The organism is Amycolatopsis rhabdoformis, from assembly GCF_035918295.1.
Classification (GTDB): Bacteria; Actinomycetota; Actinomycetes; order Mycobacteriales; family Pseudonocardiaceae; genus Amycolatopsis; species Amycolatopsis rhabdoformis.
This window is the reverse complement of the sequence record NZ_CP142149.1, coordinates 4,297,091-4,317,623: the sequence shown is the minus strand read 5'-3', so window position 1 is coordinate 4,317,623 and position 20,533 is coordinate 4,297,091. Positions and strand designations below refer to the sequence as shown.

General features: G+C 73.5%; 16 protein-coding genes. 6 read left to right on the top strand and 10 right to left on the bottom strand.

Annotated elements, in window-relative coordinates; translation table 11 throughout:
* Positions 1-8: 8 nt before the first annotated feature.
* From VSH64_RS19705 to VSH64_RS19690, 4 genes are read right to left on the bottom strand one after another with little or no spacing between them, the layout of a single operon-like run.
* Positions 9-1,502 carry a pyruvate, phosphate dikinase gene (locus VSH64_RS19705; RefSeq protein WP_326837094.1) on the bottom strand — a complete coding sequence of 498 codons (1,494 nt, stop codon included), beginning with the start codon at positions 1,500-1,502 and terminating at the stop codon, positions 9-11.
* Complete coding sequence (locus tag VSH64_RS19700; protein ID WP_326837093.1) at positions 1,499-2,281, bottom strand: SDR family oxidoreductase; 783 nt, start codon at positions 2,279-2,281, stop codon at positions 1,499-1,501. Before VSH64_RS19700 ends, VSH64_RS19705 begins: the two co-directional genes overlap by 4 nt.
* Positions 2,278-3,699, bottom strand: a complete 1,422-nt coding sequence (locus tag VSH64_RS19695; RefSeq protein WP_326837091.1) for an aldehyde dehydrogenase family protein — start codon at positions 3,697-3,699, stop codon at positions 2,278-2,280. The genes VSH64_RS19700 and VSH64_RS19695 overlap by 4 nt, the downstream gene beginning before the upstream one ends.
* Positions 3,692-4,909: a cytochrome P450 gene (locus VSH64_RS19690; RefSeq protein ID WP_326837090.1), complete on the bottom strand. Its 1,218-nt coding sequence runs from the start codon at positions 4,907-4,909 to the stop codon at positions 3,692-3,694. Before VSH64_RS19690 ends, VSH64_RS19695 begins: the two co-directional genes overlap by 8 nt.
* Before the next feature lie 165 nt (positions 4,910-5,074).
* On the opposite strand from VSH64_RS19690, the gene VSH64_RS19685 reads away from it, so the two are divergent.
* Complete coding sequence (locus VSH64_RS19685; protein ID WP_326837089.1) at positions 5,075-6,598, top strand: AMP-binding protein; 1,524 nt, start codon at positions 5,075-5,077, stop codon at positions 6,596-6,598.
* A 3-nt stretch (positions 6,599-6,601) separates the two neighbouring features.
* Entirely contained in the window at positions 6,602-7,222 is a 621-nt protein-coding gene (locus tag VSH64_RS19680; RefSeq protein ID WP_326837088.1) for a MarR family transcriptional regulator, read from the top strand.
* Positions 7,223-7,291: 69 nt separating this feature from the next.
* Here the strand turns inward: VSH64_RS19680 and VSH64_RS19675 are convergent, their stop codons facing one another.
* Genes VSH64_RS19675 through VSH64_RS19665 form a run of 3 tightly spaced genes read right to left on the bottom strand, consistent with a single transcriptional unit; the run spans position 7,292 to position 10,447 of the window.
* Positions 7,292-9,031, bottom strand: a complete 1,740-nt coding sequence (locus tag VSH64_RS19675) for a PEP-utilizing enzyme (RefSeq protein WP_326837087.1) — start codon at positions 9,029-9,031, stop codon at positions 7,292-7,294.
* A gap of 46 nt (positions 9,032-9,077) precedes the next feature.
* Positions 9,078-10,253, bottom strand: coding sequence for an NAD(P)/FAD-dependent oxidoreductase (locus VSH64_RS19670; RefSeq protein ID WP_326837086.1), 1,176 nt, complete (start codon positions 10,251-10,253; stop codon positions 9,078-9,080).
* Between the two features lie 5 nt (positions 10,254-10,258).
* Positions 10,259-10,447, bottom strand: coding sequence for a ferredoxin (locus tag VSH64_RS19665; RefSeq protein ID WP_326837085.1), 189 nt, complete (start codon positions 10,445-10,447; stop codon positions 10,259-10,261).
* Between the two features lie 190 nt (positions 10,448-10,637).
* Here VSH64_RS19665 and surE point away from each other — a divergent pair, with 190 nt between their 5' ends.
* Both surE and VSH64_RS19655 read left to right on the top strand, forming a co-directional pair.
* Positions 10,638-11,414: a 5'/3'-nucleotidase SurE gene (surE, locus tag VSH64_RS19660; RefSeq protein WP_326837084.1), complete on the top strand. Its 777-nt coding sequence runs from the start codon at positions 10,638-10,640 to the stop codon at positions 11,412-11,414.
* A 205-nt stretch (positions 11,415-11,619) separates the two neighbouring features.
* Complete coding sequence (locus VSH64_RS19655) at positions 11,620-12,507, top strand: SMP-30/gluconolactonase/LRE family protein (RefSeq protein WP_326837083.1); 888 nt, start codon at positions 11,620-11,622, stop codon at positions 12,505-12,507.
* Here VSH64_RS19655 and VSH64_RS19650 read toward each other — a convergent pair.
* The gene (locus VSH64_RS19650) at positions 12,482-12,973 is read right to left on the bottom strand and encodes a GNAT family N-acetyltransferase (protein WP_326837082.1); all 492 of its coding nucleotides are present in this window, start codon (positions 12,971-12,973) and stop codon (positions 12,482-12,484) included. The genes VSH64_RS19655 and VSH64_RS19650 overlap by 26 nt on opposite strands.
* A 75-nt stretch (positions 12,974-13,048) precedes the next feature.
* A complete protein-coding gene (locus VSH64_RS19645; protein ID WP_326837081.1) occupies positions 13,049-13,498 on the bottom strand; it encodes an Lrp/AsnC family transcriptional regulator in 450 nt (149 codons plus the stop codon).
* Positions 13,499-13,677: 179 nt separating this feature from the next.
* On the opposite strand from VSH64_RS19645, the gene VSH64_RS19640 reads away from it, so the two are divergent.
* Positions 13,678-17,139, top strand: coding sequence for an indolepyruvate ferredoxin oxidoreductase family protein (locus VSH64_RS19640; protein WP_326837080.1), 3,462 nt, complete (start codon positions 13,678-13,680; stop codon positions 17,137-17,139).
* Between the two features lie 114 nt (positions 17,140-17,253).
* Entirely contained in the window at positions 17,254-19,101 is a 1,848-nt protein-coding gene (locus tag VSH64_RS19635) for an FUSC family protein (protein WP_326837079.1), read from the top strand.
* A 101-nt stretch (positions 19,102-19,202) separates the two neighbouring features.
* On the opposite strand, the gene VSH64_RS19630 is transcribed toward VSH64_RS19635, so the two are convergent.
* Positions 19,203-20,519, bottom strand: a complete 1,317-nt coding sequence (locus tag VSH64_RS19630; RefSeq protein ID WP_326837078.1) for an MFS transporter — start codon at positions 20,517-20,519, stop codon at positions 19,203-19,205.
* Positions 20,520-20,533: the final 14 nt, after the last annotated feature.

Genomic DNA, 20,533 nt, shown 5'->3' with positions numbered 1-20,533 from the left:
CCAACCGGTCATCCGAGTCCGCCGAACCTACCGTGCACCAGCGCGAGCAGCTCGGGCAGCGCGCCGTCGCGGCCGGTGTGCGCGGCGGCCCACTGCGTGAGCGTCGCCGCGGGTCCGCCGACGACACCGACGCTGCCGCCGGTGCGGTCGCCGTCGAGCACGGCGCCGGTGGTGCCGTCCACGGTCACCAGCCGGCCGCGCAGCGCCTCGACCGTGCCGTCGCCGCAGCCGACCACACACGGGATGCCGGCCTCGCGGCACACGAGCGCCGCGTGCGAGGTCGAGCCGCCGTGTTCGGTCACCACGGCGGCCGCGGCGAACATCGCCGGCACGTCCTCCGGCGAGGTGAACGGCCGCACCAGCACCACCGCAGCCCCTTCGTCCGCGGCGTCGAGCGCTTCGTCGGGATCGGTCACGACCCGGCCCACGCCGAGCCCGGAGCCCACCCCGGTGCCGCGGGCCAGCTCGACGCCCTCGGCCGCGGCCGCCGTCTCCAGCAGCTGCGTGGCCTGGGCCGGGGTCACGCGCTCGAGTGCCTCGGGGGCGTCGATCAGGCCCTCGTCCACGAGGTCCACGGCGATGCGCGCCGCCGCGCCCGGGGTGCGTTTGCCGGCGCGCGCCTGCAGCACGTAGAGCGTGCCCGACTCGATCGTGAACTCCACGTCGACCATGTCCCGGTATTCGCGCTCCAGCACCTCGGCCAGGCGCAGCAGCTCCTGGTGGTTGCCGGGCTGCGTGCGCGCCAGCTCGTCGAGCCGGGCCGGCGTGCGTTCGCCGGACACCACGTCCTCACCCTGCGCGCGGGCCAGCCATTCGCCGTACACGCCGGGCTCGCCGGTGCCGGGGTCGCGGCTGAACAGCACGCCGGTGCCGGATTCGGCGTCGCGGTTGCCGAACGCCATGGCCTGCACGGTCACGGCCGTGCCGCCGAGGCCGGTGATGCCGTGGTGCTCGCGGTAGCTCACCGCGCGCGGCGAGAACCACGAGCGGAACACCGCGCCGATCGCCGCGCGCAGCTGGTCGAGCGGCTCGGCGGGCGGTGGGCCGCCGACGATGCCGGTGTAGGACCGCTCGAACCGCTCCCAGGTGTCGGCCGCCCACGCCGGGTCGCCGGAGAGCTCGGCCAGCGCTTCGCGCAGCTCCCGCGTGAGCCCGAGGTTGAGGACGGTGTCCATCATCCCGGGCATGCTGCGGGCGGCGCCGGAGCGCACGGAGACCAGCAGCGGCCAGCCCGGTCCGCCGAACTTGCGGCCGGTGCGCTCTTCGAGCCGCGCGAGGTGGTCGAGCACCTGCGCCCACACGGCGTCGGGCAGCGTGCCGCCGGCGTGGTAGGCCGAGCAGACGTCCACGGTGATCGCGAACGCCGGCGGCACCGGCAGGCCGAGCGACCGCATCCGGTTGAGGCTGTGGGCCTTGCCGCCCACGAGGTCGCGGCCCAGCGGCCGGGTGCCGTCGAGCGGGAGCACGGTCTCGGCCGGCTCGGGGGGCGCCGTGGTGGTCACCGGGTGGTCCTTTCGGCTGACTCGGTCAGGTGTGCTCGGGCGGCGGCGAGACCGCCCTCGACGGGCAGGTCGATGCCGTTGACCCACGACGCGCCCGGGCCGAGCAGGAACGCGGCCGCCGCGGCGACCTCGCCGGGCTCGGCGTGCCGCCCGACCAGCGCGCCGGCGCGATCGATCGACTCGGCGCCCATCGACGTGCGGAAATCCGCCAGGATCGGCGTGCAGACCGGCCCGGGGCTCACGCTCACCGCCCGCGCGCGGGGCAGCAGCCGCGCCGCGAGCCGCGCACTCCAGGCGACGAGCGCGGCCTTCGACGTGTTGTACGCCTCGGAGCCCGACAGCGGGAACTCCTCCAGCCAAGCGGACAGCCCGGCCGCACTGTCCACAGTGCACAGCTGGGCGAGCGCTTCGGGCGCCAACGTGTTGCGGTGCGCGGCGATGGACGCCACCGTGACCACGGCACCGCCTTCGGCCAGCCGCGGCAGCAGTGCCTCGGTGAGCACCCGGGTGCCCACCACGTTCACGCCGAGCACCGTCGCGGCCGGCGCGGTGCCGGGCACCCCGGCGACGTTGGCGATGCCGTCCAGCGGCTCGGTGATGGTCGCGGCGGTTTCCCGCACGGCGGCGAAGTCGGTGAGGTCCAGCCGCACCGTCTGGGCGAGGGGCACCGGGATCTCGGCCCGGTCGACGCCGATCACCGCGACACCCTGATCGGTCAGCCGGCGTGCCAGCGCGAGCCCGACGCCCGAAGCGGCGCCAGTGACGAGAACGCGGCTCATCGCAGCACCGCCTGCACCGCGGTCAGATCGGCGATGCCTTCGGCGCCCAGCTCCCGGCCGTAGCCGGAAGCCTTGCGGCCGCCGAAGGGCACGCCAGGGCGTTCGCGCGTGCGCACGCCGTTGATCTTCACCTGGCCCACGTGCAGGGTCCGGGCGAACGCCTCGGCGCGGTCGGGGTCGGCGGACCAGACCTCGGCGGACAGGCCGAAGTCGCTGTCGTTCGCGACAGCCGTGGCGCCGGCTTCGTCGGGATAGGACTGCACGACCAGCACGGGACCGAACACCTCCTGGCGCACCAGCGGATGCCGGGCGTCGAGTCCGAAGTGGACACGTGGGCCGACGAAGAACCCCTGCTCCGGCAGGGCGAGCCGGCGCGGCACGACCGCGCGGTCGTCGCCGGCGGTGTCGAGCAGGTGGCGTACGCGGTCGCGCTGGCGGGCCGAGGCCAGCGGCCCGAACGTGGTGGCCGGGTCGCGCGGGTCGCCGGCGACCAGGGTGTCGAGGGCGTCGGCGACGAGGGTCGCGACGTCGGCGAGCGCGGTGTGCGGCACCACGATCCGCGTGGTCGCGTTGCACGCCTGGCCTGAATTCACCAGGCCGCTCTTCACCGCGGCCACCACGGCGCGCGGGAGGTCCGCGTCGGGCAGCAGCACGGCGGCCGACTTGCCGCCCAGCTCCAGCGTGGTCGACGCGGTGTGCCCGGCGGCCAGCGCGGCCACCGCCTGCCCGGCCGCGACACTGCCGGTGAACGACACGTGCGCCACGCGCGGATCGGCCACGAGGGCCTGACCGGTCACCGGCCCGGTGCCGTGCACGACCTCGAACACACCGCGGGGGAAGCCGGCTTCGAGCGCGGCGGCCGCGATCAGGTTCGCGTCGAACGGCGTCGCCTCGCTCGGCTTGAGCACCACGGTGTTGCCGGCCGCCAGCGCGGCGCCCACCTTCGCGATGATCTGGTGCGCGGGCATGTTCCACGGCGTGATCGCGCCGACCACGCCGAGCGGCCCACGGTGCAGGCTCGCGCCGTCGATCTTCTCGGTCCACGGGAAGGCCCGCGCGGCCGCGGCGAACGCGCGCAGCACGCGCGGCGGCAGGTCGCCCTGGCTCGCCGCTGCCAGCGTGGCGGGCATGCCCATCTCGCGCGTGATCAGCGCCGACAGCTCGCCCGAGCGGGCCTCCAGGACCGTGGCCAGCCGGTCGAGCAGGTCCGCGCGATCGGCCGGGCTCGTGCGCTCCCACGCCGGCCCCGCCGCCACGGCCGCGGACACGGCCTCGGCGGTGAGCGCGGTGCCGGCTTCGGCCGTTTCGCCGATCGGCTGCTCGGTGTACGGGTCGACCACGGGGATGGCGGGGCCGTCCGGCGTCCGCCACTCACCGCCGACGAGGCAGGCCGCGCGCCCCAGCCACGGTTCAGCCACGGTCGCTCACCAGCCGCACCGGCAGCCGCTTCACGCCGCGGAAGAAGTTGCTGCGCAAGCGTTCCGGCGGGGCGAGCACGTCGACCCGCAGTTCGCGCTCCCGCAGCCGGCGCAGGAACAGCTGCGCCTCCAGTCGCGCGAGATGCGCGCCGAGGCACGCGTGCACGCCCCAGCCGAACCCGAGGTGCTCGTTGGGCGTGCGCTCGGCGCGGAACTCGTCCGGTGCGGTGAACACCGTCTCGTCGCGGTTGCCGGAGGCGAACCACAGCACCACTTTCTGCCCGGCCTCGATCGTGCGGCCGTGCAGCTCGACGTCGCGCGTCGCGGTGCGCCGCATGCACAGCACCGGCGAAACCCAGCGCACCATCTCCTCCACCGCGCCCGGGATCCGGTCGGCGTCGGCCCGCAGCGCCGCCCACTGGTCGGGGAACGCGCCGAACGCGATCATCCCGCCCGTGAGCAGGTTGCGCGTGGTCTCGTTGCCCGCGACCATGAGCAGCAGGTAGTACGCGTCGAGCTGGCCGCGGTTGAGCGGCTCGCCGCCCGGCGCGGCGTGGGCCAGCACGCTCACCAGGTCCTCGGCCGGGTTCTCGCGCCGCTGCGCCTCCAGCTCGTGGAAGAAGGCGAAGATCTCGTCGCGCGCCTTCGCGGCGGTCTCGGGGCCGGAGCTGTATTCGGGGTCGTCCGACGCCATCTGGTTGGTCCAGCGCTGCATGTGCGGGCACGCCTCGGGCGGGGCGCCGAGCAGCCGGCCGATCATCAGCAACGGCAGCTGCGCGGCGATCGTGTGCACGAAGTCGAACGTGCCGCCGCCGTCGAGCGCGGAGTCGAGCAGCCCGTCGATCACCGCGGTGATCTCGCCTTCCAGCGGCCGGACCTTCGCGGGCCGCACGTGCGGCACCACCAGCTTGCGCAGCGCCCCGTGGCGCGGCGGGTCCATGTTGTGGATGCTGGGTTCGCCGTGCCCCTCGGCGCGGCGGTCCGGGATCTGGGTCCCTTCGGCGGAGGAGAAGTTCTCGTGGTCGGCGGCGATGGTCTTGATGTCGGCGTACCGGGTCACCGACCAGAACCCGCGGCCGCCGGGCTCGTCGTTCCAGTGCAGCGGGTCGTGCTCACGCAGCTCGCGGAACGCCTCGTGGTCGGAGCCCGAGGCGAACAGGTCGAGATCCATGAGGTCGACGGCTGTCGCGCCGGACGTCTGTTCGGACACCGCTGTCCCTTCTGTCGCGCAGGCTTGTCGTCGCACTGCTGGATTGCGAACGCTCAATCACTACAGCACATCGCGTCGGAGAACGGAAGGGCCAACGACAAGCGTTGCGGCGAGCTTCGTTCGTGACTTACGATTCACAAACAAACCGAGAGGGAGGTCGATGCCGTGTACCCCGCCCCGATCGCGCGCGAGCGGCCCGGCGCCCGCGCCTACGTGATGGCGCCGAGCGGCGAGAGCCTCACGTACGCCGAGCTCGAGGCCCGGTCCAACCAGGTCGCGCACCTGCTGCGCGAGCGGGGGATCGGCCCCGGTGGCACGCTGCTGCTCGTGCTCGAAAACCGGTTGGAGTGGCCGGTGCTCGTCGCCGCGGGCATGCGCTCCGGACTCTACGTGACGCCGGTGAACTGGCACCTGCGCAGCGGCGAGCTCGGCCCGCTGCTCGCCGAGGCGGTGGGCGACGGTGGCTCGTGCGCCATCGTGACCAGCGCCCGCTGTGCCGACGTGGTCGCCGAAGCGCTGCGTGACGTCGCGAAGCCGGCACTGCTGCTGTCGGCCGACGCCGGCGGCGAGCTCGAGTTCCTCGGCGACGCCCTGGCCGGCCGGCCCGAGACCCCGATCGACGACGAGCTGCTCGGCGCGCGGGTGCTCTACAGCGGCGGCAGCACCGGGCGGCCCAAGGCGTTCCGCCAGCAGCTGCTCGGCGTGCACCCGGCCGACGCCCCGGCGCGCCACGCCGGGCTCGCGGCGAAGCTGGAGCTGGCGGCGGACACGGTGTTCCTGTCGCCGGCACCGAACTACCACGCCGCGCCGTTCACCTTCCAGCTCATCACGCTGTCGCTCGGCGGCACCGTGGTGTGCCTCGACCGCTTCGACGCCCAAGCCTCGCTCGCGGCGATCGCCGCGCACGGCGTCACGCACTCGCAGTGGGTGCCCACGATGCTGCTGCGGTTGCTGCGCCTTCCGCCCGAAGCCCGCGCGCGCCACGACCTGAGCAGCCACCGCGTGGCGTTCACCTCGGGCGCGCCGTGCCCGCCCGAGGTGAAGACGGCGATCATGGACTGGTGGGGGCCGATCCTGCACGAGTACTACGGCGCTTCGGAGGGCTACGGCCACACCTACGTCGGCCCGCACGACGCGCTGGCGCACCCGGGCACGGTCGGAAAACCGCTGTCCGGCAGCGTGCACGTGACCGACGACGCCGGGCGCGAAGTGCCGCCGGGCACCGTCGGGAAGGTGTGGTTCGCGCCGGGCGGCTCGGCCTACCGCAACGCCGGCGACGCGGGCGCGGACCTGCGCAGCGTCGGCGACCTCGGCCGGCTCGACGAGGACGGCTTCCTCTACCTCGTGGGCCGCGAGGGCCACACGATCATCTCCGGCGGGGTGAACGTGTACCCCGCCGAGGTCGAGGACACGCTGCTCACGCACCCCGCGGTGGCCGACGCCGCCGTGATCGGCCTGCCGGACCCCGAGTTCGGCGAGGGCGTGACCGCGGTGGTCGAGCCGGCCGGCGAGGTGAGCGGAGCCGAGCTGATCGAGTACTGCCGCGCGCGGCTGGCCGGGTTCAAGGCGCCGCGGCGTGTGGAGTTCGTGACGAGCCTGCCGCGGCTGCCGACCGGCAAGCTGAACAAAACCCTGCTGCGTGACCGTTTTCTGTCCGGTGTATCCGGTGTGTCCGGCGAAGGAGCATGACCCATGACGACCTCCACCCGAGCGCGGTTCCTCGTGCTCCACGCGCTGCGCGTGAAAGGCCTGGCCAGTGACCCCGTGCTGCGGGCGATCACGGGGCTGCCCGAGCCCGAGGTGACCGCCGAGGTCGCCGCGCTGGTCGAGGAAGGGCTGGCGGTGCGCCGCGAAGGACGCCTGGCCGGCACGATGCCGACGCCGGCCGGCCGCGCGGCGCACCCGGATCTGCTCGCGGCCGACGTCGAGGGTTCCGCCGAGGCGCTTTCGGCGGCCTACGAGGCGTTCCTGCCGGTGAACGGCGAGTTCAAGCGCGTGTGCTCGGCCTGGCAGCTGCGGCCTTCGGGCGAGCCGAACGACCACACCGACGCCGGGTACGACGCCGGCGTGGTCGAGGCGTTGGCCGAGGTGCACACGAAGGTGACGGGCCTGGTGGACACGCTCAGCGTGGCGGCCGGCCGGTTCGGCACCTACCCGGGGCGCCTCGCCGGCGCGCTGGAGCGGGTGCGCGCGGGGGATTCCGCCGCGTTCGCGCGGCCGATGGCCGATTCCTACCACGACATCTGGATGGAACTGCACCAGGACCTCCTGCTCAGCGCCGGCCGTGAGCGCTCGGCGGCCGACGAGGGCTGAGCTTTCCCGCGCGGCGCGAGGAAAAGCCCGGGCCCCTCGCGAGGGGCCCGGGCTTTTCCGTTGCCGGGCCTAGACTTCCAGCACCGTGACCGTGCCGGTGGTGCCGTCGACCTCGATCAGCGCGCCGTCCGGGATCCGGGCCGAGGCGGCCGTCGCCGAGACCACACACGGGATGCCGAGCTCGCGGCTCACGATCGCGGCGTGGGAGAACGGCGCGCCGACGTCCACGACCACCGCGGCGGCGGGCACGAACAGCGGCGTCCACGACGGGTCGGTGAGCGGGGCCACCAGGATCTCGCCGGGCTCCAGGGCCGACGGGTCGTCGGCGTCGGTGACCACGCGGGCGCGGCCGCGGGTGGAGCCGTTGCAGCCGGGCACGCCCTGGATCACCTCGCCGGCCACGGCCGGCTGCACCTCGCGCGCCGAGCGGCGCGGCCAGTTCTCCACCGGCTCCGGCTGGCCCACGACCACGAACGGCGGCTCGCGGTCGAACAGGTCGAGGTAGGCCGCTTCCCGGTCGCGCAGGGTCGAGCTGAAGCTCGCGGGGTCGGCGAGGAACGCGTCGAGCTCGCCGGCGAACAGCATGAAGATCTGCTCGGGGCGCTCGAGGTGGCCCTCGGCGGTGAAGCGGCGGCCGAGTTCGAGAGCGGGCAGGCGCAGCTCGTGCATCACCATCGCGCACGACGTGCGGCCGCGTTCCCGGCCCCGCAGCCACAGCGCGGCCGCGTGCAGCACGGCCTCGAACTGGCCGAGAGCCTCGTCGTTGCCCGCGAGCGCGGCCCGCACGCCGGCGGACGCGGCTTCGCGCTGCTCCACGCGCTCGGCGTTCTTCACAGCCGGTGAAGCCGTGTCGTCGGCCTGACGCATGCGGTCCACAGTGGACAGCACGAGTGACGGCTTGACGCCCCACGTCTTCGCGCGGATCTCCCACTCCGACGGGCCGCGGAAGTCCCACGCCGCCAGGAACTCCTCCAGCTGACGCGTGAACGCCACCACCTCCGGGTCGCCGCTCGCGCGCAGGCGCTCGACGAGACCGTCCTGGCCCTCGTCGAACAGCGCCGCCACCGGGCCGGTGCGCGCGAGGCGCGAGAGCGCCCACATGCCGGTGGACGGGCCGGTGGAGTCGATGTCGCCGATGCCGGCCACCAGCGTGAGCGCGAGCTCCGGCCGGCCGATCGCTTCGGTGAACTGCGCGACCGCGCCCAGGCCGACGCCGGCCTTCAGGCTCGCTTCGATGTGGCGGCTCAGCAGCGGCCGCAGCACGTCGTTGAACGAGGTGATGCGCTCGCGCAGCTCCTGGTTGCCGAGGTCGGCGATGGCGGGCCGGTTCTTGCGGATGTCCTCCACCGTGCGGCGGTCGGCGTCGTAGGCCGCGAGGTCCTTCGCGCCCAGCACCTGCTCGGCCAGCCACTGCCCGGCCGTGGCCTCGAAGTCGGGGTTCTCGTCGAAGTCGCGCTTTTCGCTCTCGTACGACGGGATTCCCGGCATGTCGCCGAAGTACTGCAGGTCCACGGCTTCGGGGGTCATGCCGGGCACGCGCACACCGAAGAGGCGCATCAGCGACATGTTGATGTAGAGGTAGCTGCCGAAGGCGGGCAACACGTTGTGCTGCACGGCGGAGTCGTAGGTGGCGTGGTCCCACACTCCACACGCGACGAACGCGTCGTCCCAGCCGGGCGAGAGGTTCGCCTGGAAGCCCGTGGACGCGTTGAGCGGGCTGATCGGGTCGGGGAAGATCTCGCCGATGTTGGCGCGCGAGTAGATCGGGAAGACCGCCGACGCGTCGTCGTAGATGGGCCACTGGGTCATGGAGACCTCTCCTCGTCTTTGAGTGGGTGGGTTTTCCTGCGGTGGCTCAGGCGGACGTGAGCCGCCGCCGTTCGAGGGCCAGCTGCCGGGGCAGGCCGAAGGCGACCGAGCCGACGTGGCGGCCGCCGGTGCTGTAGCGGGCGACGAACTTCTCGCCGGCGAGGTCGCCGTGCACGAGCTCGACGTGTTCGCCGCGGCCGGGCAGGCCCACGCCCTGGATGCGCAGGCCGCACTGGTCGGACCAGAACGACGGCACGGCGTCGAACTTCTCCTGCGGGCCGTGCACCAGCGTGCGGGCCGCGGTGGCGGCGCCGAGGGAGGCGGTGGTCCAGTGCTCGACCCGCACCGGTGCGCCGAGCAGGGGGTGGGTCCAGCTCGCGACGTCGCCCGCGGCCACCACGCCGGGCACCACGGCGCCGGACTCGTCGAGCACGCGCAGGTACTCGTCGCAGCGGACGCCGCTCGCGGTGTCGATGCCGCTGCCCGCGAGCCAGCCGGTGGCCGGGCGCACGCCGGTGGCGATGACCACCACGTCGGCGCGCACCGCACGGCCGTCGGACAGCACCGCGCCGGTCACGCGGTCCCGGCCGAGGAACTTCACGACCTGGGTGCCGAGCAGCCAGCGCACGCCGCGTTCGCGGTGCAGCCGCTCGACGCGGCGCGCGACGTCTTCGCCGAGCACGCGGACCAGCGGGTGGGGGAGCGGGTCGGCGACGGCCACGGGCAGGCCGAGGTCGCGGCACGTCGAGGCGAGCTCGCAGCCGATGAACCCGGCGCCGAGCACCAGCACGCGTTCGGCGCTCGTGGTGAGTTCGGAGCGCAGGGCGCGGGCGTCGTCGAGGGTGCGCAGTACGTGCACACCGGCTGGGCGGCCGAGGCCGGCGGGCACCGCGGGCGCCGCGCCGGTGACGATCACGAGGCCGGTGAAGTCGAGTTCTTCACCGTCTTCGAGCACGACGGTGTGGTTCTTCAGCGCGGTGACGCGAGTGCCGAGGCGCCAGGTGACGTCGAGGTCCTGGGTGTCCTCAGCCGGTGTCAGCTCCAGCGCGGATTCGGGGGTGGCGCCGGTGAGCAGGCCCTTGGACAGCGGCGGCCGGTCGTACGGCCGGTGCGTCTCGGCGCCGACCAGCACCAGCTCGCCGCGGAAACCTTCGGCGCGCAGGGCTTCGGCGGCCCGCCAGCCGGCGAGCCCCGCTCCCGCGACCACGATCCGGTCCGGCATGGGCGCTACTCCGCGATCCGGATCGCGCGGGTGGGGCAGGCGCGGGCCGCGCGGTGCACCGCTTCGCGCTGGCTCTCGACGGGCCCGAGGTCGATGTGCAGCACCGCGTCGTCGTCGAGGCTGAACACCTCGGGTGCGGCGAACTCGCACTGCCCGTGGCTCTCGCACAGACCCGGATCGACTTCGACGTTCACGGCTCGCTCCCTCGCCAGTTTGTGACGTGCAGATCACATAATGCGGACCCGGGGGCTTCTGGTCAAGAGGGTGACATGCGTATCTTGGCTGGATGACCGCGCCGCCGAGGAGTTGGGCGTGGACACAACAGCGAACGTGTGGTCACAATCTAGCGATCCGAACACTCCGACGAACCGGGAGCGGGCGACTGTGCGGGTACTGCTCACGAACGACGACGGCATCGAGGCCCCCGGCCTGCTCGTCCTGGCCCACGCCCTGCGCGACGCGGGGCACGACCTCGTGGTGGCCGCGCCCGCCGGGGACAGCAGCGGCAGCGGCACGTCGCTCGGCGCCATCGACCACGGCACGATCGTGGCCTGCGAGCCCCACGTGCTGCCCGGCCTCGACGACGTGCCGGCGCACCGCGTGTCGGCGCCCCCGGCGTTCGCCGTGCTCGCCGCGAGCTTCGGCGCCCTCGGCCCCCCGCCGGACGTGGTCGTGGCGGGCATCAACGACGGCCACAACACCGGCCGCGCCGTGCTGCACTCCAGCACCGTCGGCGCCGCGCTGACCGCGTCGACCGCCGGCCGCTCCGCCCTGGCCCTGTCCTGCGGCGAACGCCCCGGCGCGCGCTTCGACACGGCCGCCGCCGTGGGCGTCGCCGTGCTCGACTGGCTCGTCACGCACGCCCCCAAACGCACCGTCCTCAACGTCAACGTGCCCGACGTGGACCTCGCCGACCTGCGCGGCGCGCACTGGGCCCGCCTCGGCCGCGTGGGCTCCGCCGGCCTCATGATCAAACCCGCCGCCGACGGCCTCCGCCTCGAACGCTTCCCGACCGCCGCCGACGTACTGGCGCGCGAAGAACACGCGGCCACCGACAGCGCCCTGGTGGCGGCGGGGTGCGTGTCGGTGACGGGGCTGCTGGGCGGGCCGCGGGAAGTGGCGGACCTGGGGTCGCTGGAAGGCGTTCTGCCGGGGGCGTGACGGACCTCCGCGGTCACCTCGGTACCGACCGGATGACGACGCGTGACCTCCGCGGTCACCTCGGTACCGACCGGATGACGACGCGTGACCTCCGCGTACTCGGACTCGGTCCAGCCCACCCTCAGTCGGGGTCGGAACGAGGCATCGTCGGGTGATCCCACCACGGTTATGCTCCGGCGCGGAACCGACTTTCCGGGGGCGGACGATGGCGGAGTACGTCGAAGCGGTGTGGGAGAGGTTCGACGAGCGGTTCGCGCGCGTCGGTGGGGATTCGCGGCTGGAGCGGCTCCACGGCGGCTGCCGGTGGGCCGAAGGTGCGGTCTACTTCCCCGCGGCGCGCTCGCTCGTGTGGAGCGACATCCCCAACGACCGGCTGCTGCGGTGGGACGAGACGACCGGTGCCGTCGGGGTGTTCCGGCATCCCGCGGGCTACGCCAACGGCAACTCGCGCGACCGTCAGGGTCGCCTGCTCACTTGCGAGCAGGGTCCGCGGCGGGTCACCCGCACCGAGCACGACGGGTCGATCACCGTGCTCGCCGAGCGGTTCGAGGGCAAGCGGTTCAACAGCCCCAACGATCTCGTCGAGGCGGCCGACGGCGCGGTCTGGTTCACGGACCCGCGCTACGGCATCGGCAGTGACTACGAAGGGTTTCGCGCCGAGAGCGAGATCGGTGCGGACCACGTGTACCGGGTGGACCCGGGAGGCGAACCGAAGGTCGTGGCCGACGACTTCGAGCGGCCCAACGGGCTGGCGTTCTCGAGGGACGGCGAGCAGCTCTACGTGGTGGATTCCCAGCGCGCCCACCTGCGCCGCTTCGAGGTGACGCCGCGCGGCACGCTCACCGGCGGCGAGGAGATCGCGCGCTGCCGGCAGGGCACGTTCGACGGCCTGCGCCTGGACGACGAGGGCCGGCTGTGGGTGGCGACCGGCGGGGGCGTCGACTGCTTCGACGCCGACGGCACGCTACTCGGCGGGCTGAAAGTGCCCGAGACCGTGGCCAATCTCGTGTTCGGCGGGCCCAAACGCAACATTCTGTACCTGTGCGCCACGACGTCGCTCTACTCGATCATGCTGTCCGTGACGGGTGCCTGAGGCCGCGCACCATCTTCAGCGCGAGCCGGCGGTACTGGACCGTGCCGGCGTCGAGGAAACCGTGGCGGCGGTAGAGGGCGATGGCCGCCGCGTTGTCCTCGAAGACCTGCAGGCGCAGCGTCTGGGCGGCACGCCGCGCGGCCCAGTCCGCCACCGCCCCCACGAGGGCGCCGCCGACGCCGTGGCCGCGGGCGAACGGCGTGACGTACATCGAAAGCAGATCCACCACCCCCTCGTCGTCGGGGTCGGTGGCGCTGGCCATGCCGGCGTCCTGGCCGGTCACGGAGGCGAGGACGTTGAACGGCAGGTCGGTGAGCCGCGCCCGCCAGCGGGCCTCGGTGTCGCCCTCGCCCTGCCAGTCGGCCAGCCGCGCGCCGAACGCGAGCGGTGCCTCGGCGAGCGCGCCGAGCCGCAGGGCGCGCCACGCCCGCCAGTCGTCCGCCGTGAGGATCCGCAGCTCAACCACACCGGCCACGATCGCGGCCGCGGGCCCGGCCCGCAAGGTGATTTCCGTATAACGCCCTATACCGCGCCGCGGGGGTCAGGCGGTGTCCGTGGCCTCGGGCGCGCTGCCGAGCGTGATGAACGTCTTCGTGCCCACCACCCCGCCCGAAACGCGGATCGCGTCGATCACGCGACGCAGGTGCGTCACGTCCTTCGCGCGGATGTGGCACAGCGCATCGGGGTCGCCGGCGATCAGGTACACGGCGTGGACCTCGGGCAGGTCGCGGGCGAGGCGCTCGATGTCCGGCGGCCGGGTGCGGCCGGTGTAGCGCAGTTCGGTGAACGCTTCGATGTTCCAACCGAGCTTGGTGTAATCGATCTGCGCGGTGAAACCGGTGATCACGCCGGAGGCCAGCAACCGGTCGACGCGGCGCTTCACCGCGGGCAGCGAAAGCCCGACTTCGGCCGCCATGTCCGCATAGGACCGGCGGCCGTCGAGGCGCAGGAACTCGACGAGGCGCAGGTCGATGTCGTCGACGCCGGCCATGTCACCTCCAGGCAAGAAATTAAGGTGGATACCAGGTGCACGTTACATAGTTGCGTCATCGTGGCCAGGCCGCGCACTGATCTTGCGCCGTGAGAGGCTGAGGTTTCTCCTGTGTCCCGCCCCACAACCGCCCCACCCCGGTCCCACCACGGTCCCACGCCCCCGAGAGGAGCGCTCACGTGCTCACCGATCCGGTTTCGCTGGACGACAAGTACGTCGCCGACCACGGGCGCGCGCTGATCTCGGGCGTGCAGGCGCTCGTGCGGCTCACGCTCGAACAGCGTCGCCTCGACGAGGCCCGCGGCCTCGACACGCGCGTGTTCGTCTCCGGCTACCAGGGATCCCCGCTGGGCGGGCTCGACCAGGAGCTGGTCCGCGCCAAGAAGTTCCTCGACCCGGCCGGGGTCGTGTTCAAGCCGGGCGTGAACGAAGAGCTGGCCGCCACCGCCGTCGCGGGCACGCAGCTGCTCGGCAACGTCCCCGGTCGCCGCCACGCCGGCGTCACCGGCTTCTGGTACGGCAAGAACCCCGGCCTCGACCGCGCGGCCGACGCGATCCGCCACGGCACGCTGGCGGGCACGGCCTCGCTCGGCGGCGCGGTGGCGTGGATCGGCGACGACCCGGCGTGCAAGTCCTCGACCGTGCCCAGCTCGTGCGAGCCGATGGCGCAGAGCCTGGCCATGCCGCTGCTCGCGCCCGGCAGCGTCGCCGAGATCATCGACCTCGGCCTGCACGCGGTGGCGCTCTCGCGCGCGACCGGGCTGTGGACCGGCCTCAAGATCGTGGCGGACATCGCCGACGCCTCGGCCACCGTCGACATGGCCGCGCTCGCCCACGGCATCCCGATGCCGCCCGAGACCGTCCGCCCGACCGGGCGCGCGCTCGTCGGCGCGCCGGCGCTCGAGGCCGAGCACGACATGTACACGCGCCGCCTCGACCTGGCTCGCGCGTACGCGCGAGCGACCGGCCTCAACCGCGTCACCTTCTCCGCCCGTGCGGCCAAGCTCGGCGTGCTCGCCTCCGGCACCGGCTACGCGGTGGTGCAGCGCGCGCTGCAGGACCTGGGCCTCGACGAGGCCGCGATGGAGGCCGCCGGCCTGCGCCTCATCCGCCTGGCCATGCCCTACCCGCTCGACGCCGACGCGCTGGCCGAGCTCACCGAGGGCCTCGACGAGGTGCTCGTGGTCGAGGACAAGGTGCCCTTCCTCGAAGGCCACCTCAAGGAAGCCCTCTACCGCCGCCCTGGCGCGCCGAACGTGGTCGGCCGCTTCGCCGAGAACGGCCGGCCGCTGCTCACCGGCCGGGGCCAGCTCGTGGCCGAGGACGTGGCGAAGGCGCTGGTCCAGCGCGTCGAGACCGTGATCGGGCCGGACCGGCTGCCGCGCACCGCGGCCCGGCACCTCGAAGCCATCACGCCGCCGCGCCCGGCCCGCATCGCGCTGCCGACGGCGACCGCGCCGCGCACCCCGTTCTTCTGCTCCGGCTGCCCGCACAACGTCTCCACCCGCACCGCCGAGGGCACGCTCGTCGGCGTCGGCATCGGCTGCCACGCGATGGTCGCGATCGACGGCACCGGTCGCGGCGACCAGATCGGCATCACGCAGATGGGCGGCGAGGGCGCGCAGTGGCTCGGCCTCGCGCCGTTCACCGACGACCGGCACTTCGTGCAGAACCTCGGCGACGGCACGTTCCACCACTCCGGCTCGCTCGCGATCCGCGCGGCCGTGGCCGGCGGCGTGACCATGACGTACAAGCTGCTCTACAACGACGCCGTCGCGATGACCGGCGGCCAGCGAGCCGAAGGCCGCCTCGACGTCCCGTCGATCACGCGCCTGCTGGCCGTGGAAGGCGTGCGGCGGATCGTGATCACCACCGAGGAGCCCGCCGACTACCGCGGCGTCACGCTCGACCCGATCGCGTCGGTGCGCCACCGCGACGACTTCGCCGAGGTGGAGGCCGAGCTGGCCGCGACCGAGGGCGTCACCGTGCTGATCCACGACGACCGGTGCGCGGCCGAGGAACGCCGGCTGCGCAAGCGCGGCCAGCTGCCGACGCCGGCCGAGCGCGTGGTCGTCAACGAGCGCGTGTGCGAAGGCTGCGGCGACTGCGGCGACGTGTCCACCTGCCTTTCGGTGCGGCCGGTCGACACGGAGTTCGGGGCCAAGACGCGCATCCACCAGTCGTCGTGCAACAGCGACTTCACCTGCCTCAAGGGCGACTGCCCGTCGTTCCTGCTCGTGACGCCGGGCACGAAGAAGCCGCGCCGCGAGGTACCGGAACTGCCGGTGGCGCTGGCCGAACCGGCGGCCCGGCTGTCCGAAGTGGACACCGTGCTGATGCGGATGCCGGGCATCGGCGGCACCGGCGTGGTCACGATCTCGGCCGTGCTGCAGATGGCCGCGCACCTTGACGGCCGCTTCGCCGCGGGCCTGGAGCAGACCGGCCTGGCGCAGAAGGGCGGCCCGGTCGTCTCCGACATCCGGATCTCGAAGTCGCCGGTCACCGGCTCGCTGCGGGCCTCGCGCTCGACCGCCGACGTGCTCGTGGGCTTCGACCTGCTGGGCGCGGCCGACGCCGGCAACCTCGCCACCGCGCGGCCCGAGCACACCGTGGCCGTGATCAACACGGCGCTGGTGCCGACCGCGGCCATGGTCACCCACCGCGTGGTGCTGCCCGGTTCCCCCGACGACGCGCTGGAGCAGATCGGCGCCAAGACCCGCGACCTGTTCGCGGTCGACGCGATCGAGCTGGCCGAGTCGCTGTTCGGCGACCACATGCCGGCCAACATGCTGCTCGTCGGCGCGGCGTATCAGCACGGCGTGGTGCCGATCTCGGCCGAGGCGATCGAGGCCGCGATCCGGCTCAACGGCACGGCCGTGGACAAGACGCTGGCGGCGTTCCGCTGGGGCCGCGCGGCGGTGCTCGACCCCGCCGCGGTCCGGGCCGCCGCCGTCGCGCCGGCGATCGCGCCGGTGACCGTGGACGCGGTGGCCGCCACGATCGCCGCCGGTGATCTGGAGCAGGTGCTGGCGCCGCGCGTCGCGGACCTCATCGGGTTCCAGGACGAGAACCTGGCGCGCCGTTACGCCGCCCAGGTCCGCGAGCTCGCGGCCGAGGCGGCCGAGCGCACCGACGCCGAAGCCGGTGCCCGCATCGCCACGGCGTACGCGCGCGGCCTGCACAAGCTGCTGGCGTACAAGGACGAGTACGAGGTCGCGCGCCTGCACCTCGACCCGGTCGAGCAGGCGCGGCGCGAGGCGGAGTTCGGCACGGACGCCGACGTCGCCGTGCTGCTGCACCCGCCGGTGCTGCGCGCGATGGGCATGAAGCGCAAGATCCGCCTTCGCGGGCGCACAGCCACGGTCGCGTTCCGCACGCTGCGCGGCGCTCGCCGCCTGCGTGGGACGAAGGCCGACGTGTTCGGCTACGCGAAGGTGCGCCGCGTCGAGCGCGCGCTGCCGGGGGAGTACCAGCACTTCGTGGAGCGCGGGCTCGCCCACCTGACCCCGAAGACCGCCGACGCGTTCGCCGAGCTCGCCGCGCTGCCCGACGTGGTACGCGGCTACGAGGACATCAAGCTGGCCAACGTCGAGACCTTCCGCACGCGGGCGGCGGAGCTGCTGGCCACCATCACCGCCTGATCGCTTCTCGGGCACTCCGGGCCCGGGTCCACAAAGGACCCGGGCCCGGAGTGGTGCCGTCGTCGCCGGGGTGCGAGGCTTCCGCGGGGAAGATCGCGAGACGGTGAGGTGCGGGTGAACGTTCTGGCACGCGGCGGTGGTCTGCTCGCGGTGATCCTGGTGGTGGTCGGCGGCACGGCCGGGCTCGGCGCGGTGCTGGGCCTCGGCGCCACGATGATCCTGGCCGGGCTCACCGCGTTGTTCTGTTTCCTCGCGGCCAACGGCGGGCCGCTCGTGCCGGACCTGAAACTGCTGGCGGCGTTCGCCCCGGCGGTGGTGCTCGGCGCGGCCGGACCGCGGCTGCTGGGCGAGGTGTCGCAGGTCGCGGCGATCGCGCTGCTCGTGGTCGTGGTGTTCTGCGCGGCGCTGCTGCCGGCGCTGGGCGCGCGGTACGTGACCGTGGGGCTGGGTATCGGCCTGGCGTCGGTGTTCGGGTACGGCTTCCAGCTCACCGGGGTGGCGAGCGCCGGGCAGATCCTCGGCGCGCCGGCGCTGGCGATCGGCGTGGTGTTCGTGCTGCGGCTGCTCACCGGTCTCGGCGACCCGGGCAAGCCGACCCGCGTGGCGCTGGCCGACGCGCTGGCCGGGCCCGACCGCGAGAGCGCCGAACGCGCCGTGCGGCTGTGGCTCGCCGACCGGCCCCTGCGCTGGCAGGCGCGCGTGGTCGCCGCGGGCGTGCGCTGCCACGCTACGACCGCGGTGCTGCGCGACCGGCTGCGCGTGCTCGACGACGAGCAGGCCGCGGCCGTCACGGCGGTGCTCGACGCGGTGCGCACCGGTCTCGACGTGCTCGCGGAAGCGGTGCGCGCCAAGACCCTCGACCCGGCCGGGGTGCCGGAGCTCGTGCGCGTCGAGCCGGACCTCGACCTGCCCGGGGACACTCGCGCGCTGATCGCGGATGCCTGGACGGCACTCGATGCGGTGCGCGAAGCGGTGGTGACGCGCGACGAGTCCCTGGTGGACTTCCCCCGCCACATCGTGCGCACGGCGTTGCGGCGCGAGGCCACCGGCGCGTTGCCGTGGCGCTCGGCCCAGCTGCGCCACGCGGTGCGGTGCGCGCTGGGGATGCTGGTGGCCGTGGTGATCGCGTCGCTGCGCCCGGGCGACCCGCTCACGGTGTCGTTCCTGATGACGACGTTCGGCATCATGCAGCCGGAGTGGCGGGACACGCTCGCGAAGGTGTGGCAGCGCGTGGCCGGTTCGGTGGCCGGCGCCGGGGTGCTCGCGCTCGCGCTGTGGCTGTTGCCGCACTCGGCCCTGCTGCCGCTGGGGCTCGTCGCGCTGCTCGTCGGGTTTCCGTTCCTGCAGGCGAAACCCCTGGTGTTCAACGGGTGCGTGGTGCTGATGAGCGTGAGTGTCAACGCCGTGACCAAGCACCTCGACCCCGGCGCCACGCTCGTCGAATACGTGCTGCTGGTGGCCCTCGCCGTCGCGATCGCGCTGCTGTTCGGCTTCGCCGCCGTGCCGGGCGTGCCGAAACCCTCAGTGGCACAACGCTTTTCCGACGCCACCGCCGCGATGGGCGAGCTGCTCGGGTCCGTGGCCGCACGCCTGCGCGGTGCCGCGGGCGGCGACGCGCGTGAGGTGGGCCCACGGTTCCGCGCGGCGGTGCGGACCCACCAGGACCTGCTGGCGCCCGAACCAGGCAGCCGCGGCCCGGAGTCCGCGCAGCGCGAAGCCCTCGACGAGTCCGTGGAGGGCCTGCGCGGCCTCGCCGCCTCAGCCGGCGCGATGCTGCAACGCGGCACCGGTTCGCCCGCGCTGGCCGGGTTCACCGCCGACGCGGCCGCGGCGCTGGCCGGCGAAGCACCGCCGCCCGCGCGGCCGGAGCTGCCGGACGAGGAGGAGCGCCTGATCGCCGACCTGGTCCTCGCCGACGTGCTGCGGGTGACCCACGGTCGCACCGTGCTGGCTGCCGTGTGAGGGTGATTCGCGCGGTGACCGTGAACTGAGTCCGGTGCCCGCCGGACATTCGCCGGCGGGCACCGGAACCCGGTTCGAAACCGGAGATCACCGAGACCGCGTCATTCGATCGCGACGATGTCGCGCCCGGTCCGGTCGGGGGCGATCGCGGAGAAGACGATCCCCGCCAAGGGCCCCAGCACGCCCAGGGCCAACGCGAGCGGGATGCCGCCACCCGCCAAGGTGAGGGCGAACAACGGGTACACGCCGGCGCCGAGGCCGCGTCCGACGTAGTAGCTGCTGTTCGCGCCGGTCGAGCGGATGCGCGTCGGGTAGTACTCCGACATCCACACGCCCAGCACGCCGAAGCCGCCGCAGGCCGCGGCCGACCACATGAGCGCCCAGAAGGTGGTGTCGCTCCAGAACGACGAGCTCACGTGGTCGGTGCCGGAGAGCACCTGGCTGAGGAACCAGGCGAACCCGACCACGCCGAACACGCAGGCGGCCAGGAACGCGTACTTGCGCCGGATCGAGTCCGACAGCACGCCGGTGGCCGAGTAGGCGGCGATGGTGAACACGTAGCCGATCAGCACGATCCCGCTCGCCGTGCCCAGCGGCAGGTGCTGCACCTTCAGCAGGTAGGTGGACAGGTACACGCCCACGGAGTTGGTCGTGAGGAACATGGCCGTGGAGAGCACCATGAAGATCACGCTGCCGTAGACCACTTTGGACCGGAACACGTCGAGCAGCGGCACGCGGGTGCGCCGCAGCTCCGGCGGCACGGTGCCTTCGCGCAGCGCGCGCTGGTACTCGAGCCAGTGGCGCGACTCCGGCAGCAGCCGGAACGCCGCGAGCCCGATCGCCACGCTCACCGCGCCGATCACCACGTACCCGGTGCGCCAGCCCAGGTCCGTGCCGAACCAGCTGAGGCAGGCGTAGAGCACGCCGACCGTCACGATCTCGCCGAGGAAGTACATCGACTGGATCAGCCCGCCCATGCTGCCCCGGCGCGTGGTTTTCCAGCATTCGGTGAACATCGAGAACGACAGGCCGAACAGCCCGCCCATGCCGAGCCCGGCGAGCAGCCGGGTCACGAGGAACGTGCCGAAATCGGGCGCGAGCCCGCCGAGCACCGCGGCGACGCCGAACGCGAGCACGGAGATCGCGTACGTGCGCCGCCGCCCGAGCGTGTCGCCGAGCCAGCCGAACAGGAACCCGCCCGCGATCGAGGCGAAGCCCTGGAACGTCGCCACGCTGACGAGCGCGACCGTGGACACGTGCAGTGAGCCGGACAGGTAGGTGAGCGGATACCCGACGAGGTTGATCTCGGCGCCGTCGAACAGCGAGCCGAGGAACGCGAACACGAGGATGAACCGCAGCTCCCGGCGCGGGTGGCCGCTTCCGGTGAGCTGGTGCGCCCCTGCTGACACAGCGGTCATTGGTGTGCCTTCCG

What these genes read in the sequence shown, in the direction of transcription:
- VSH64_RS19680 (WP_326837088.1), top strand. Translation starts at nt 6,602, where the DNA reads ATGACGACCTCCACCCGAGCGCGGTTCCTCGTGCTCCACGCGCTGCGC.
- VSH64_RS19645 (WP_326837081.1), bottom strand. Translation starts at nt 13,498, where the DNA reads ATGGCCGGCGTCGACGACATCGACCTGCGCCTCGTCGAGTTCCTGCGC.
- VSH64_RS19655 (WP_326837083.1), top strand. Translation starts at nt 11,620, where the DNA reads ATGGCGGAGTACGTCGAAGCGGTGTGGGAGAGGTTCGACGAGCGGTTC.
- VSH64_RS19630 (WP_326837078.1), bottom strand. Translation starts at nt 20,519, where the DNA reads ATGACCGCTGTGTCAGCAGGGGCGCACCAGCTCACCGGAAGCGGCCAC.
- VSH64_RS19675 (WP_326837087.1), bottom strand. Translation starts at nt 9,031, where the DNA reads ATGACCCAGTGGCCCATCTACGACGACGCGTCGGCGGTCTTCCCGATC.
- VSH64_RS19670 (WP_326837086.1), bottom strand. Translation starts at nt 10,253, where the DNA reads ATGCCGGACCGGATCGTGGTCGCGGGAGCGGGGCTCGCCGGCTGGCGG.
- VSH64_RS19700 (WP_326837093.1), bottom strand. Translation starts at nt 2,281, where the DNA reads ATGAGCCGCGTTCTCGTCACTGGCGCCGCTTCGGGCGTCGGGCTCGCG.